General features: G+C 43.8%; 13 protein-coding genes. 4 read left to right on the forward strand and 9 right to left on the reverse strand.

What is annotated here, in order from left to right:
* Nucleotides 1–247, forward strand: a 247-nt coding sequence (locus VK541_RS15475) for a SelT/SelW/SelH family protein (RefSeq protein WP_324371208.1), incomplete at its 5' end; no start/stop codon positions are given.
* A gap of 4 nt (nt 248–251) precedes the next feature.
* Here VK541_RS15475 and VK541_RS15480 read toward each other — a convergent pair.
* Nucleotides 252–2,489: a S41 family peptidase gene (locus VK541_RS15480; RefSeq protein WP_324371209.1), complete on the reverse strand. Its 2,238-nt coding sequence runs from the start codon at nt 2,487–2,489 to the stop codon at nt 252–254.
* Between the two features lie 187 nt (nt 2,490–2,676).
* Between VK541_RS15480 and guaB the strand changes: the two genes are divergently transcribed.
* Entirely contained in the window at nt 2,677–4,146 is a 1,470-nt protein-coding gene (guaB, locus tag VK541_RS15485) for an IMP dehydrogenase (protein WP_324371210.1), read from the forward strand.
* Nucleotides 4,147–4,386: 240 nt separating this feature from the next.
* On the opposite strand, the gene VK541_RS15490 is transcribed toward guaB, so the two are convergent.
* Nucleotides 4,387–5,094: a hypothetical protein gene (locus VK541_RS15490; protein WP_324371211.1), complete on the reverse strand. Its 708-nt coding sequence runs from the start codon at nt 5,092–5,094 to the stop codon at nt 4,387–4,389.
* Between the two features lie 107 nt (nt 5,095–5,201).
* Nucleotides 5,202–5,513, reverse strand: a complete 312-nt coding sequence (locus tag VK541_RS15495; protein WP_324371212.1) for a hypothetical protein — start codon at nt 5,511–5,513, stop codon at nt 5,202–5,204.
* Nucleotides 5,514–5,964: 451 nt separating this feature from the next.
* Between VK541_RS15495 and VK541_RS15500 the strand changes: the two genes are divergently transcribed.
* A complete protein-coding gene (locus VK541_RS15500; RefSeq protein ID WP_324371213.1) occupies nt 5,965–6,726 on the forward strand; it encodes an OmpA/MotB family protein in 762 nt (253 codons plus the stop codon).
* A gap of 239 nt (nt 6,727–6,965) precedes the next feature.
* Here the strand turns inward: VK541_RS15500 and VK541_RS15505 are convergent, their stop codons facing one another.
* Nucleotides 6,966–7,220 (reverse strand): helix-turn-helix transcriptional regulator, encoded by a 255-nt coding sequence (locus VK541_RS15505; RefSeq protein ID WP_324371214.1) that lies wholly within the window; start codon nt 7,218–7,220, stop codon nt 6,966–6,968.
* A gap of 244 nt (nt 7,221–7,464) precedes the next feature.
* Between VK541_RS15505 and VK541_RS15510 the strand changes: the two genes are divergently transcribed.
* Nucleotides 7,465–8,259: a hypothetical protein gene (locus tag VK541_RS15510; protein ID WP_324371215.1), complete on the forward strand. Its 795-nt coding sequence runs from the start codon at nt 7,465–7,467 to the stop codon at nt 8,257–8,259.
* Between the two features lie 289 nt (nt 8,260–8,548).
* Here VK541_RS15510 and VK541_RS15515 read toward each other — a convergent pair whose 3' ends face one another.
* The 5 genes from VK541_RS15515 to VK541_RS15535 form a co-directional block, all read right to left on the reverse strand.
* Nucleotides 8,549–10,267, reverse strand: a complete 1,719-nt coding sequence (locus VK541_RS15515) for a trypsin-like peptidase domain-containing protein (protein ID WP_324371216.1) — start codon at nt 10,265–10,267, stop codon at nt 8,549–8,551.
* Between the two features lie 109 nt (nt 10,268–10,376).
* A complete protein-coding gene (locus tag VK541_RS15520) occupies nt 10,377–11,519 on the reverse strand; it encodes a TlpA disulfide reductase family protein (RefSeq protein ID WP_324371217.1) in 1,143 nt (380 codons plus the stop codon).
* A gap of 18 nt (nt 11,520–11,537) precedes the next feature.
* A complete protein-coding gene (locus VK541_RS15525) occupies nt 11,538–12,965 on the reverse strand; it encodes a PKD-like family lipoprotein (protein ID WP_324371218.1) in 1,428 nt (475 codons plus the stop codon).
* 10 nt (nt 12,966–12,975) lie between these two features.
* Complete coding sequence (locus VK541_RS15530; RefSeq protein ID WP_324371219.1) at nt 12,976–13,788, reverse strand: DUF4843 domain-containing protein; 813 nt, start codon at nt 13,786–13,788, stop codon at nt 12,976–12,978.
* A gap of 33 nt (nt 13,789–13,821) precedes the next feature.
* A partial coding sequence (locus VK541_RS15535) for a RagB/SusD family nutrient uptake outer membrane protein (RefSeq protein WP_324371220.1) occupies nt 13,822–14,483 on the reverse strand: 662 nt, incomplete at its 5' end.

The following is a 14,483-nucleotide window of genomic DNA, read 5'->3' on the forward strand; positions in this document are numbered from 1 at the left end:
ATGCGGCTGGATGCTCAGAGCAGCATATATGGCGCAAGAGCTGCTGAGCACATTTACAGATGAACTCCATGGGGTTTTACTGGCGCCCAGTGAAACCGGCGGTTCTTACATCATCAGCATTGACAGCGAACAGGTTTTTGACAGGAAAGAAAAAGGACGCTTTCCGGAGATCAAAGAACTCAAGCAGCTGGTGCGCGACATCGTGAGTCCGGAGAAAAACCTGGGGCATTCTGATAAACCTGGCTAACCATCTATTTCATTATTTCCAAAGCCTTTTCAAGATATTCATCACGGCCTTCCGATATCCCTTTTATAGTTTGATTGACAAATACATCCGGTTGTATGCCCAGGCTGTGCAACTGCCCGCCATCCTGTAATTTCACCTTCATTCCTGTAAAAACAACACGGGAGTTTCCAGGCACAGCAAATGGGTTGATGTTTCCGTTGGCGCCCGCTGTAGGTTGTCCTACTATGGTAGCCAGCTTATACTGCTTGATGAAGCCCATATAGCTCTCGGCATAGCTGATGGCGCCGCCTCCTGTCAGGAAAATAACTTTGGCATTGATGTGTGGTGTTGCAGGCTGCATGTTCCATCCCATCCCATCATAAGTTACTTTTTCGTAATCAGGATAGATGATCCTTGGAACAAACATCCATTTATTGGTATCCGGCACAGACAGCAAATGACTGATCAGCGCATGATTACTTTTAGGATAACCACGCAAATCACAGATCAGCCCCTTCGCATTGGTCAATTCAGGCAAGAGCGCCGTGATGTCTTTCATCTCGGTATTGCCGATATTGATGTAATAAATATTGTCTCCGAGTTTTTTAATGGTCGTTTTATCTGCAGATTGCCTGTATTTCTTTCTTGTTGTACGTACTTCCCTTTCTGCTTCAGTGCCGTTTTTTACCTTCAGCACCATTTCCGTGTCTTTATAACCCGAAAAGATCTGACCAAGCGCAGCATTGTTCTTCCACTGCTCTGATCCCGATATTTCTTTTTTCAGGCCTGCAAACCGCTCTGCCGCAGGAACGCCGTCTACCATCAATACCACATCACCTCTTCTCAATTTACCAGACTCACTTCCGGCAGAGTCCACCTTGCTGATCACAATTTTACCCTCTGCCAATACAGCGTCTGCATCCATCGAAAAGTAATTTTGATCACCATACTGAACGCTGACATGCCCGTCTTTCAGTTTCTCCGTAAGCACCTTCAATACACTGCCGTAGGCTTTTGGCGTTTTTGCCTCATATGCAGCGCTAAGGGCTGGTGCCAGTTCATCGTTCCACGCCAGTTTCGCTTCTTCTTTGTAAGGAAAGAAATGCTGAAAAACGTTCCATACAGTGATTACTCCTGATAAAGACACATAAGGATCAGAGGAGCTGATATTCAGCAGTTCAAGTTTCTCCATTAATTTAGCAAGCTTAGCAGCATTTGCAACCGGATAGGTCGCATTTTCGGTTCCCATCAGCACCAGCGGAACGGTGCAGGACAAGCCATTTCCAATGGATTTTGTAAAGTGTTCACCATATTTGGCTTTTCGGTCGAAAATGCTGGTCACCATTTCCTTAGTTGAATTATCAGAAATCAATAGCGATCGCTGATCATCATAGGTCTCGCTTTTTACGATGCTATATTCATAACCCGGCGATCCGGCGTACCAGTCTTTGGGAAGCAGGCCTTCTTCTTCAAACGAATAGTTTTTCATAGGTACAGCCACCCAGATCCCGTTATCTTCGATTTCTAACGTAAACTTATCTACCCAGATCTTGCCTTCGCCCAATAGGAAAGCTCCAAAGACAAAGCTTTTAGCATCCTTGTCTACTACGCCTGTAATTTCATATTCTTTCCAGGCATTTGCTTTCACAGGCCGGTTGTCCATATTGTCGAAAAAACCTCTCCCATTTGGTTCCAGGTCTATCCTCATCCACATTTGCCCTTGTCCGGTAATTACATCCGTTTTCATGGCCCCCTTTAACCGGAATTTTTTACCCCGGTAAGCAGTCGCAGCAACGCTCTGGCTGGCTACTCCAAAACCAGATCGCTTCGGGTCCAGTACCGTTACAGAACGGTTGGTCCTGGCGCTTTTGTACAGGCCGTCCTTATTGCCCAATCCAAAATGCTGCCAGGTAATTTCTTTCAGACCGGTATTTACGGGAGGTACTATGGCTTTAAGATTAAAATTTTTGGTCTGTGCATCTTCACCTATCCATACCGCAGGGGCTATCGGATTGAAAAGTTCATTCAGCTTCAGCTTTAATGCTTTGGGGCTTTCTGCATTTTCAACCTCCCTGATGCCGTAATAAATGAACTTATCCCAGTCCATCGCCGCCGCTTCATCAGAAGGATGAAAATACCTGACATAGCCACATAATTTGGCGAAACTTGAAATGTTTGCAACCTGCTGCTGCCTGCTGACAGTTTGGGCATGGACAGAAAATAAAGAAAGCAGGAGAATGGGCAGGAAGGAGAATTTTTTCATAGCGTTTAATTTAATAAGCTAAATCTATAAATAAATGCTTTGATAAATACAACGTTAACAATCTTTAACATTGACGATTGGCATGTTAATCTCATTGTAATCTTTTGGGATTAACAGTCATCTGTTGCGTAATCTGGTTTATAATCGTATCTTTGCCCGGCAAATAGTAACTCATAAATTATTTGCTATGCAACTCGATCCCAATAAATTTGTAGCTGAAGGACTGACATACGACGACGTATTATTAGTACCTGCTTATTCTGAAGTTCTGCCACGCGACGTGGATACCGGAAGTTATCTGACCAAAAACATACGCATCAATGTTCCTATTGTTTCTGCAGCAATGGACACCGTTACCGAAGCCGGTTTAGCCATCGCAATGGCACAGGCAGGAGGTATTGGCATGCTGCACAAGAACATGACCATAGCGCGTCAGGCAGATGAAGTCAGAAAGGTAAAGCGTTCAGAAAGCGGAATGATCCAGGATCCTGTAACACTCAGGGCCGATGCTAAAGTTGCCGACGCATTCCAGATCATGAAAGACTTTAAAATCGGCGGCATACCCGTCATCGATGCTGAAGGCAAACTGGTCGGGATCATTACCAACAGGGACCTGCGCTTCCAAAAAGACATGCAGCGCGATGTTTCTGAAGTCATGACTAAGGAAAACCTGATCACTGCAGCTGAAGGCACTACCTTATTGCAGGCTGAAGAGATCCTGCAGGATTACAAAATTGAAAAACTCCCGGTTGTGGACAAGGAAGGCCGTTTGGCCGGACTGATCACCTTCAAGGACATCCAGAAATATAAAAACTTTCCTAAAGCCTGTAAAGACGACCACGGCAGACTGCGTGTCGGTGCTGCGGTGGGTGTAGCATCCGATAATATCGACCGTGTTGCTGCTTTGGTTAAAGCTGGTGTAGATGTGGTTACGGTTGATACTGCTCATGGTCATTCCAAAGGGGTCATCGACATGGTCAAAGCCATTAAACAGAGGTGGCCTGAGCTGCAGGTGATCGCAGGTAACATTGCCACGGCAGACGCTGCAAGAGCTTTGGCCGCTGCGGGTGCCGATGCTGTAAAAGTAGGTATCGGACCGGGCTCTATCTGTACAACCAGGATCATTGCCGGTGTAGGTGTTCCACAATTATATGCTGTTTTCGAATGTGCGCAAGCCTTAATCGGCACCGGTATTCCTGTCATCGCTGATGGTGGCATCAAACAAACAGGTGATATTGTAAAAGCACTGGCGGCAGGTGCAAGTTCTATTATGGCAGGCTCGCTCTTTGCAGGAGTAGAGGAATCACCGGGCGAAACGATTATCTACGAAGGACGTAAGTTCAAATCCTACCGTGGTATGGGTTCAGTTGAAGCCATGCAGCAGGGATCTAAAGACCGCTATTTCCAGGATGAAGAAGATGTAGTGACCAAACTGGTGCCGGAAGGGATTGTAGGCCGGGTTCCATATAAAGGCACTTTGGCTGAGGTCATTTACCAGTATGTGGGTGGTCTGAGAGCGGGAATGCACTATTGCGGTTCGGCAACTATAGCAGACCTGCAAAAAGCCAAATTTGTACGGATTACCGCTGCAGGTATGAGAGAAAGCCATCCGCATGATATTTCTATTACTAAAGAAGCACCGAATTATTCGAGATAATATTTGCCGTTGTTATCATAACTGCTCTCGTCATCACGAGGGTACCGGGAGATCTCTTGAACTGTGTTGTTCGTTCAGCATAGTTCAAGAGATCTTTTGTTTAAGAGAACCGCTTGGTAGCTAAGAAAAAAACCGTTCTCTTCGAAGACTGCATCTCTTAGGCTCCCTGAAGGGGGAGCAAAGAGCGCTGATGTCTTCTCTGAGAAGGTATTTTTCTTAGCTCCAAGCTAGTGCAGAACCCTACAAATACTCATCAGGTCCGATTTCCCAGGTCCAGGGCTTTTTAAAACTTTGAAAGGTGCGAAGGGTTTTTACGGCCAAAGGCTGTTCCATTTTTTCATTGTCCGCATCCTTATTATCTACAGTTCCGCTGATCACTACCCGTTTTTTATTGACAAAATCATATTGCTTATCATTCATTTCTCCTGAACTGTTATGGTAAGCATAATTCCCTGCTTTGGTAAGCTGCCAGTCATTGCCCTGATATTTAAAACTGTAATTCAATTTCCACTTCCAGCCGCTTCCGCCTTCAAATGCAAAGTTAAGGTTATTGTCTGCAATGCTAAGCGGGCGAAGCGGGTCACCCATGGCACCGCCTTCTTCGGAGCGCAGTATGAAATTGTTGTTTTGAGTGATCAGTTTGTAATTCCTGCCCGCTTTAAAATATATGGTGAGTATTCTTGGTCTTTGAATCTCAGTAATAAGTTCGGTGGTATTGTCACCGTAAGCACGGTTTTCCTTTACTGAAGCGTAGAATTCAAGGATTAGGGCCAGGTCTTCGGTTTTGTCGCCGTTTAAATCACCATAAACAGAATCGATCACCTTCCACTGGGCAGGGATCAGGGCTTTTATTGTTTTTCCCTGAGCCGGGACTGCCGGAAACTTGAAGTTTTGGGCAGGAGCTGTTAAACAGCAGCACAAAAAGAGCAGGTTAATCAATATCCTCATATGCCCTAGAACGCAAATTGCCAAAAATTAGTATAAAATGAAAAAGCCGGAATCCTCCGGCTTTTTCTGTTGTTAACTATTATATATAATAGGGATTATATATGAGGTTATTGAATGATTTTACCGTCTTTATCGATTTTCAAAGAACCAGTTTCCTGTTCTTTTTTAACATCAACCTGATAGTAAGTAGTTTTGTCCGCATTGGTTACTAAAAACGCTGCAGTTGGCGTCCACGCTTTCACAGGATCAGATTGTAGGGTCTTAGTAACTGGCTCTGGAAGATCTTTTAGTTCAACCGGAGTTTTTGTAGTACTATCTTGTTGTACAGCAATAACTACTGGGTTTTTGATTTCGCTTGCTTTTACTGATGTTAATCCTGCTACTGCTAAAATTGCTGCTGATAAAATGATCTTTTTCATAGTTGTTATTTTTAATGTATTTGTAAATTTTGTTGTTAATTACGATTAGACTATGCTACATAATAATGCCAACAGAACGGCTTTTTGGCACACGACTGATTTTCAATGAGTTAGTTTTTGTGCCAATTTAATTTACTGTGGAATATCTCCACACTTTGCTGACCAGCGAAACACATTTGTGAGGTTCGCGTATCGTAAGTGTTCCAAAGCGCTCAGGACAATGCCGGATAAAGACGATTATTCAAAAAAGGCCTTTAAGGTGTGTTAAGCAAGGATTTTGCTAACTGGCGTGATAATTGCCATTATATTATATATTACTGGATTGACCTCTCGATATCTATTTACCTATAAAAATTCAATTATCATGTATCAATCTAGAATTTTAGTATTAGCGGCGCTCTCGGTAGTATTAGCATCTTGCGGAACTTCCAAAAAAATAACGGAGGCCAATATGAGATACTCGAGACTGGACAGTACCTATAAGATCCTGCAAACAGATCTGGCCAGGAGCCAGGATTCTACAGCTAAGTATAAGGCTTTAAGTAAACAACTGGAATCGCAGGTGAGCGAGAAGAAAACATCTAATGATCAAATGCTGAACCAGCTGAAAGACCTTTCGGTCATATCCGGCTCACAGGCAGAGAGCATTAAGAAATCACTGGAAAACATCAGTTCTAAGGACGCTTATATTCAAAACCTGCAGTCGGCAATAGCCCGCAAGGACTCATTGAACATGAACCTGGTGATGAACCTGAAAGGCGCCATAGGTAATCTGGATGACAAAGACATCAACATCAAAGTGGAAAAAGGTGTGGTCTACATTGACATTTCGGATAAGCTTTTATTTGCCACAGGTAAATATGAGGTGAGACAACCGGCCAAAGAAGTGCTGGGTAAAGTGGCCCAGGTACTGTTGAAACAACCGGACATCGAGTTTATGGTGGAAGGCCATACCGACAATGTGCCTTACAAACAAGGCGTGCTGCTGGACAACTGGGATCTGAGTGTGAAACGAGCTACTGCTGTAGTCAGGATCCTGCAAAATGAATATAACATTCCTGCTGCAAAAATGACTGCTGCAGGTAGGGGTGAGTATGTTCCTGTAGCTGGAAATGATTCTGAATCAGGAAAAGCTTCGAACAGAAGAACCAGGATCGTGATCCTGCCGCAGTTAGATCAGTTCTTTAAACTGCTGGAGGCGCCTAAAAAGTAAAGATCAGGCCAGGTAATCCATAGGATTTCACTGGATCATTAAAAAGAAAGCCCGTTTTGCTAAGCAGCAAAACGGGCTTTCTTTTTTTAGCCCGATTTCTATCCTTACCATCATCGGATATTTAATTAGTTATTGAGATAAGCATTGGCTATAATATTGATTTATTGTGACACAGGTAAAACCAGGAACAACGAAAAGTTTTCTGTAAGTTGCAACCCGAGCTGTTTAATGCAGTTGGACTATTCATACTTTATCAGTTCTTGAACTCTCCTTAACATCTTTACTTGCGGCTCGTAATAGCCGTTCTCCCAATTCGTGACGGTATCGAGGCTCGTCCCGAACGATATCGCAACATCGTCCTGCAACAGTCCTAAATCCATGCGTTTCTTCCGGATATTCTCGCCGAAAGTGACGGGATTGTACGGATACCCCTCGGGGCGCGGCTTCGCGCTTCTTTTCTCGTATTGCAAAAGAGGTAATGCAGGAATGTCCATGCGGCATTTTGTAAGTATAAACACGGATAAGACAACGAGTAAATCTAGTATAAGACAATTAAGGTACCGTTGTATAATAGTCCACGTATAGTCCGCCTATAGCCCACCTATAGTCCACGTTTTTTATTGAAAACATGGACTATGTATGAAATATTCGTATATTGTATGTGAATCGATATGCGACAGTACTGGAGCGGTTTCCAGAGTATTGTTTAGCATAACTAACTTATAAATATACATAAAAATGGCAAGACTTGACGGCAAATTTTTGCGGGGTATGATCGGCCCTGTCGTGAATAAAAAATATAGGAATACACAGGTAATCACCCAGTCGCCGAGATATGATCCCAACAAAAGAACTGAGCCGTCAAAAAAAGCAGCGGTGAAGTTTGGAGTGGCCAGTAATCTCGCCTCTTCTATAAGAGGTAACTTTTACAATGTGATCGTACAGTTATATGACGGTCCTATGATCAACAGGTTGCTGAAAGAAGTAAGAATTATACTCGAGCAGTCTTTGGATCAGCAGATTGATACATTTAATTTTGACAGCGAAAGCTTTAGCAGGTTAAACGGTTTTGAGTTCAATGAAGATTCCCCGGTGAGGAACAATCTTTTTGTACAGCCTGCCACTACGATTACAGGTCAAAATCTACATGTCCAGTTTCCTGATATGCACATTCCACGGGATTTAAAATTCCCAAAGACTTCCAATATCTGTATGCTTGGTGTGGCAGTGGGAATGTACGACCTCAGTTATGGCCGAATGATCCTGAGTCCGGTTCAGTCTGTTGAAATAAAGAATAGTCCTGATGCACCGATAATCCCCGTCAAACAGTTTGACTTTGAAATTGAGCAGGGTTGTCTTTGCATCGTTGTGATTTCCCTGCAATATCTGAAAACAACTTTTGCGGGAAAAATGCTGATCAATAACAAGCAGTTTAGCCCATGTGGGATACTAAGCGCCACGATGGTCGATGGCCAGGTTGATGAGTTAAAAACCAAAAACTGGAAAAAAATAGACTTTAAAACGACATCGTAGATATATAGATTCTATAGACAAGATGGTCAACGGTTTCATAGGGCCATAAGTTGAAACCAACACGACCAGCAAGTAAACGAATATTGTTTTACGGCCAGGTTCATATCGAGGGCAGTGCGAAATCAGGGTGGCGTTGTTTAGTCACAGACAGTTTGCTGACGAGTCTCAGAGATTTAATTAAGCAACTGGGGAACGGATTCCAAAGTCAGTGTGAAATTTTGGGTCAGGGCTTTAGTGGTAGCAGCCGTCAGGTAAAAGGCAAATTACATCACCAATAATGTTTATCAGGCTAACGGGTGTCCAGATTATTTTGATAATTCTTAATCAATTCCAGTATCACAGCAGCCGGAATAACAAGTGTCGTTGTTCGGCTGAAACGGGCAATGTTAATGCCATGAAAGTGCTGATTGAGGTCAAAGACCGGCCCCCCGCATTCATCTGGAAAAATGATGGCGTCATGACTAAATACCTGTGCGAAACCATCACGGCGGATACTTTTGCCTCCCGAAAACTGATCTGCAGGATGGGTTGACAGTGGAGGATTAAATATGCCCAATGTCAGGTCCTTTGAATACAGGTTTTCTGAACGTTTTATTTTAAATGTAATTTGGTCCCCGGGCCAGTATTTCATCAGCTCGGTCCCGTAATCTTCGGGCTTGCCTATGGTTATGCCGCTGATGCTTAAAACCTTGTCGCCTGCTTCTATGCCGCTTGTACCTGCAGGAGAAGTGGGCTGTACCGTCGTAATGGTGATGTGGTTGTCTTTGAATGTAGCCATTGCGCCGAGATAACCCAGGCTAAATCTTTTTAAAGATTTAAAATACATGCTGCCTATGATGCTGATCCGTTCGTTGCGGTTTGGTTGTGGAGAGACTAAAAGCCTGCCCAGTGTTTGAGCTGAAATGGTATCACTGACAAACTGTTTTAACTGTATCCCACCTTTAATCTCAGCTAAGGCCTGCAATACTACGAGATCGTTCCCCTGGTCTCTGTAAATGACTTTCAAAGGAAGAGTGTTGTTTTTTTGCGACAGGTAAGTGGGGTCATTTCCAATCATCGAACTCTTACTTATGATCAGGCTATTGACAGCATTTCCAGTGGCAATCTTGGCCGGCACAGCAAACAAAGTTCCATTTATCAGTTGTTCCTTGCCATTTAGCATACTTTTTATGCGTATGCAGGGTTGCTGCGGACCTGGGTTGCTTGCTGCAAAACGGAATTTCGGATCTCTGAAATCAGTGACCGTTATTATTTTGGACCGGAGTGGGTCCGTACCCACGCTATCCTGTACTGAAGGGAATGTGCCGTAGATTTGAGGCGTGTTTAAAGCAGTCCAGTATCTCCTGTAAATATCGACCGGGATCTCATAATTTTCATCTTCACTGATGCCTATGGCACTATGCAAAGCGACAACTCTTCCTAAATGATCAAATAAGGGTCCTCCCGAATCTCCCGGCTCCATTATACATGTTGACTGTATAAAGCCCCATTTATTTTTGAGGTCGGTAATGCGGCCAAACCTGATACTGGGCCTGGCTTGGTTTACGGTTTCCGGATAAGCAATACTTAAACAGGGTTCACCGGGTTTTAATGAGGATGACCAACCCATTTCTGCATGGGGCCAGTTGCCTTTTTCCACTATTTTCATCATGGCGGCATCAGGAATTGTCTTGTTTTCTGTCAATTCAATTTCACCAAGCCCTGTTGCGACAGCCGTTTTTCCATTGGGAAAGTTGACCAAATAGGTGTTTCCGGGCTGATTCACATGCGCTGCGGTTAAAACATGACCCTGGGCGCTGACCACTACGCCTGTAAACTGTGCGCTGGTCTGGACTTTCTTTAAGGTATCAAATCCCCATATCCTTACGCTGGACCCGTAAGCTTTTTCAATTGCGACCGACAGTATCCCCTCCAGTTTTTTTGGGTTGGTCTTTTGCGCGTACGACTGGGAAGTTAAGGTCAGCAGCAATAAAGCAGTGGCTTTAAGTATATATTTAATAATAGTCATTTTGTGGTTTTACAAGGGTTGTAATTTCATTACAGCTCATGACATATAAGTCCGGCGGTCCCTTTGAAAGACCGCCGGCTTATAAATCATTGATATAAACCCTAATTTCTTAATTGAGCAATTCTGCCAATTTTTTATTAAGAGCTTCACCAATTAAATGAGAGCCTATTATTTTTCCTTCCGGGTTGATCAGGAAATTTGCCGGTACCCCGGATATGCCGTATACTTTTCGTACTTCGTTGTCCCAGCCTTTAAGGTCCGAGATTTGCGGCCAGGTCAGGCCGTCTTTTTTGATGGCTTCCAGCCATTTGGCTTTGTCGCTATCTACCGATACTCCAAGGATCTCAAATCCCTTATCCTTAAATGCAGCATATTGCTTCAACAGGTTAGGACTTTCCGCGCGGCATGGCGAGCACCAGCTGGCCCAAAATTCTACCAGTACATACTTTCCTTTATAATCTGATAATGAAACCGCTTTGCCATTTACGTCATTTTGTGTAAAGTTTGGCGCGGCAGCACCGAGGGCGGTTACGGTATGTGCGTTTAACAACTTATACAGCGTTTGTCCGCCATAAGAAAGGCGAAGTGTTTCGCTGAGCTTGTTAAACAGGGGCTGTGCAACCTCTGGCTTTGTACTATAGCCGCCAACCAGTTCAGACAAAGCCTGAAGCGCGAAATAAGAATTAGGATTGGCTTTCGCAAACTCGAGCATCTTTTCGCCTCTGGATTTTCTGAAAGCCTGAACCTGTTTGTCAAGGGCTTTGAAATGGAGTGTGTCTTTTTGTTGCTCAGGGGTAGCCCTGTTGATGGCGACGTTTGCATTGTGGTGTACAGTCATCACGGTAGGTCCGACTTGTGCTTCAAAAACCTTCATTTCGTTGTAGACTTTAGAACCCGACCATTTGGCATTGTATAGAGAGTCAGCTGAAGTAATGGTGATGCTTTCCTTGCCAAAATAAACGTAGATGACATCGCCGAGACCCTTTGTTCCATAAATTTCTTTGTCCTTGATGCCCTCACGGGACAGGGTGATCCTTGATGAAGCATTACCTGAGATGTTCCCGGAAAATTTAAATGTGCCATTGACCAGTTCCGCAGAATCAGTCCGGCCGCTGCCCTCAGCAGTATAATCCAGGTAGATTTTCGCAGGTTTATTCAGGTTTCCAATCTTCCCGCTGATGGTAAAATCGGGAGTTTGAGCAGCTGCGATGACCGGGGTCAGCGCAGTAAGTAATAATAGTTTTAATTTCATGTGTTGTTATATTGTGTATTAGTTAGTTCTTATTGCCATATCAACAGGAGCCCCCGGGATGCCTTCGATTTTTTTAATCAGAGATCCCCCTTCACCGGTTTTGATATTGGTGAACCAGATTGTACCGTCTGTACCGACCAATAGCGTTTCCTCATCTTCTGAAAGCTTCAACATGGTGATTTCTTTTCCGCCGAAGTTTGTAACAAGGTCTTTGACTTCTTGGTTGACCGGGTTGTATCTGACTACTTTTGTACCTGATGCGATGTAGATTACACCATTTTTTGCTCCCTGCCATTTGGTAGTAGGAGTAACCAGGTCGGGACGAATGAATTCACGTTTCTGCTGTGCCGTAAAGCTGAACGGACCTGTGAACTTTACATTAAATTTCAGCTCATAGATCTTGCCATCTGCAGATTTCATGATTGCATAGCAGTCTGCATTATTCAACTGTACCAATTTGATCAAGTCCATTCCGACGTTCATTGGATCAAAGATATTGCCACCCTCCACTGAGTATTGGGTACCGAAGTAAACCGGTGTTCCGTAATAGTTAATCCTCACAAATTGTTTACGGTTTTTGTCAAAACAGATAAAGTAGGTACCCGGATCTGTTACCGCCATTGCAAATGACGGTGCCAGATCATAGTCGCCTTCGGCAGACAATCCAAACATTCCATAGGTGCTTGCCTGGTCCCAGGTACTGGTTGTGCCACCATAGAATTTGCCGTTTACCACACCCATCATAACACCCTGTTCGTGCGCTACCAATGAGCCAACTTCAAGATCATCAGGACTTGTGAAAAAGTTATCTTTCAGCTGGTTTGGGTAGCGATCGTGTTCCATCATGGTGTTTGGTTCCAGTCTTACTCCGTCATGTTTGGTGATAATCCAGTAGCCGAGCATAACTCCCCCGGTATACTTGTTTCTCAAAAAGAATAGATATAGGGGATCTGAAGGCAAGTCTTTTCCTTGCATCGCCTTGTACAAACGCGCCTGTAATGTGCCATCGGCTTTGATGAAGGAGAACTGAGTAACACCATTTTCTACACTGAGAACTGTTGTGCCTTTTTCGAAATCCGTCGCACCATTTACCTTGAACTTGTAAAAGTACTTCATTCCATTGGTTTTGTTGTACACCGTGAGCATGCCGTCGTAACGCTGCGCTGCAAGTCCAAAAATGACTCTCAATTTTGGGCCTGTGTAGGTGATATCGCCTCCGGTCCGCTCACTGATTTTCCAGGACATTTCCAGTTCTGCACCCGGAGGACCTTTGACCCCCGGGTCGATGATTAAACTGTCTCCAACAATTGCGTTATATACTGAATCTAATGTGGTCACTTCGGGTTCGACCGGCATGTTGATGTCATAGTGACCCAGATCTTTGTGGCAGGCGGCCAGCGAGAAAACAAGCACTGCCATCAGGATCATCAATTTCTTAATATCCATGTTTATTTTCTTAAATGACTTCATTTCCATTTTCATCTATAAAATAATATTTACCATTCTGTACATTTTTCTTGAGCAGTGTTTTCTTAGCCGGGTTGGCCGTATTGTAGAAATAATACCGGTCTGTATTTCCTGGAGTAACTTCTTCTATGACATACTTTTTAAGCGGATTCTTGGCAACCCAGTTGAACGGATTTCCGAGCATCGTGTTGAGCAGGGCTACATAGTACAAGTTTTTAGGTGCGTCCAATCCTTCTTTTGTCATTGACTTTTGTCCTGTGACAAGAAAGAACAGCTCATGTTTAGTTCTCGAATAGGGAGGTAATGGCCAGGTATCCCACCAGTCCGGTTTTTCCAGTTTTGCAGAGAAAACCACCTTTGCTTTGATCAGGTATGGATTTTCAATGGCGAGATCGGTAGTTCCTATCAGTTTGATCATGACGGATACAGATCGTTCTTCAAGTTCCTTGTCTTTGTTGTAGATCACAAGTGGCAAATAGGTAAATCCTTTTTCTGCATTAATGGTATAAGTAGGTTTCAATGCTTCATAGTGGACTCCGGGAATTGCAGTTGAAGAATCCATTTCTACTTTTGCAGCAAAGGTTCTTGCCTTGTTTGTTCTGATACCCAACAAGCGAACAGGTATCCAAACGGTATCCTGTGCAAGTGTTGGGGTATAAGCAAAGGTTCGCAGTATGCTGTCCCTGTCACCCCCCTGGGTATCAAAATATACACTTGGCGCATGGTTAAAAAGCTTTTCATCTGCTTTCTTGCAGGAAGCAAAGCCGGTGACCGCTAATAATATGATGATGTATGGTTTCATAAATTTCTTTATCATTAATGATTAAATGGTTAGTTATCGGCCACCGTATACGATCTCATCGTTTGGCAGGGGCAGCACAAATATTTTGTTGGATGCAGGAATAACTGCTCCCGTTTGCCCTACAATGCCCCGGTTTAACCTTTTGTACATGTAAAATAACTGCCCCTCTGCAAGGGTCTCCTTCCGTGTGTCTTTGATCAGCTCTTTGAGAAATTCTTCTTCATTTCCTACAGGAAGTTTGTCCTCAATCTGTCTTTGGGCCCGCACCTGGTTTAGATAGGCGTAGGCGGTAGCAGGACTGTTTTGAAAACTAGCTTCTGCAGCAATGTAGTACATCTCGCTAAGGCGTATGGCGGGAGCCATCAGGTAGTGGAGATTGGAGTTGACACCCTGATCAATGGTGTTTCTACGGTATTTTACAATTTCAAAAAAAGCAGCACTTTGGGAAGAGCTTTTTGAAATAAAGTACTTGTAGCGTGAATCAAAAGCGCCTGCGGTGGTCTTTTCATAAATATAGTCAGCAGCATCAGTAATCAGGTGTAAGCCATTTGTGCCAGGTTCAAACCACTTCTCTTTGATCGGTTTGGCCATAGACGGTATGTACCAGGCGAATAGCAATTCTTTGTACAAGATCCTGTCTTTTTTTGATTCATCAAATGCTTCGAAATCTTCTTTCGCAGTCCATGGGAATTTCT

Source organism: Pedobacter sp. (assembly GCF_035317785.1).
Classification (GTDB): domain Bacteria; phylum Bacteroidota; class Bacteroidia; order Sphingobacteriales; family Sphingobacteriaceae; genus Pedobacter.

Coding starts and splice junctions, on each gene's coding strand:
- VK541_RS15515 (WP_324371216.1), bottom strand. CDS start 10,267: ATGACTATTATTAAATATATACTTAAAGCCACTGCTTTATTGCTGCTG.
- guaB (WP_324371210.1), top strand. CDS start 2,677: ATGCAACTCGATCCCAATAAATTTGTAGCTGAAGGACTGACATACGAC.
- VK541_RS15510 (WP_324371215.1), top strand. CDS start 7,465: ATGGCAAGACTTGACGGCAAATTTTTGCGGGGTATGATCGGCCCTGTC.
- VK541_RS15500 (WP_324371213.1), top strand. CDS start 5,965: ATGAGATACTCGAGACTGGACAGTACCTATAAGATCCTGCAAACAGAT.
- VK541_RS15520 (WP_324371217.1), bottom strand. CDS start 11,519: ATGAAATTAAAACTATTATTACTTACTGCGCTGACCCCGGTCATCGCA.
- VK541_RS15480 (WP_324371209.1), bottom strand. CDS start 2,489: ATGAAAAAATTCTCCTTCCTGCCCATTCTCCTGCTTTCTTTATTTTCT.
- VK541_RS15530 (WP_324371219.1), bottom strand. CDS start 13,788: ATGAAACCATACATCATCATATTATTAGCGGTCACCGGCTTTGCTTCC.
- VK541_RS15490 (WP_324371211.1), bottom strand. CDS start 5,094: ATGAGGATATTGATTAACCTGCTCTTTTTGTGCTGCTGTTTAACAGCT.
- VK541_RS15495 (WP_324371212.1), bottom strand. CDS start 5,513: ATGAAAAAGATCATTTTATCAGCAGCAATTTTAGCAGTAGCAGGATTA.
- VK541_RS15525 (WP_324371218.1), bottom strand. CDS start 12,965: ATGGATATTAAGAAATTGATGATCCTGATGGCAGTGCTTGTTTTCTCG.
- VK541_RS15505 (WP_324371214.1), bottom strand. CDS start 7,220: ATGGACATTCCTGCATTACCTCTTTTGCAATACGAGAAAAGAAGCGCG.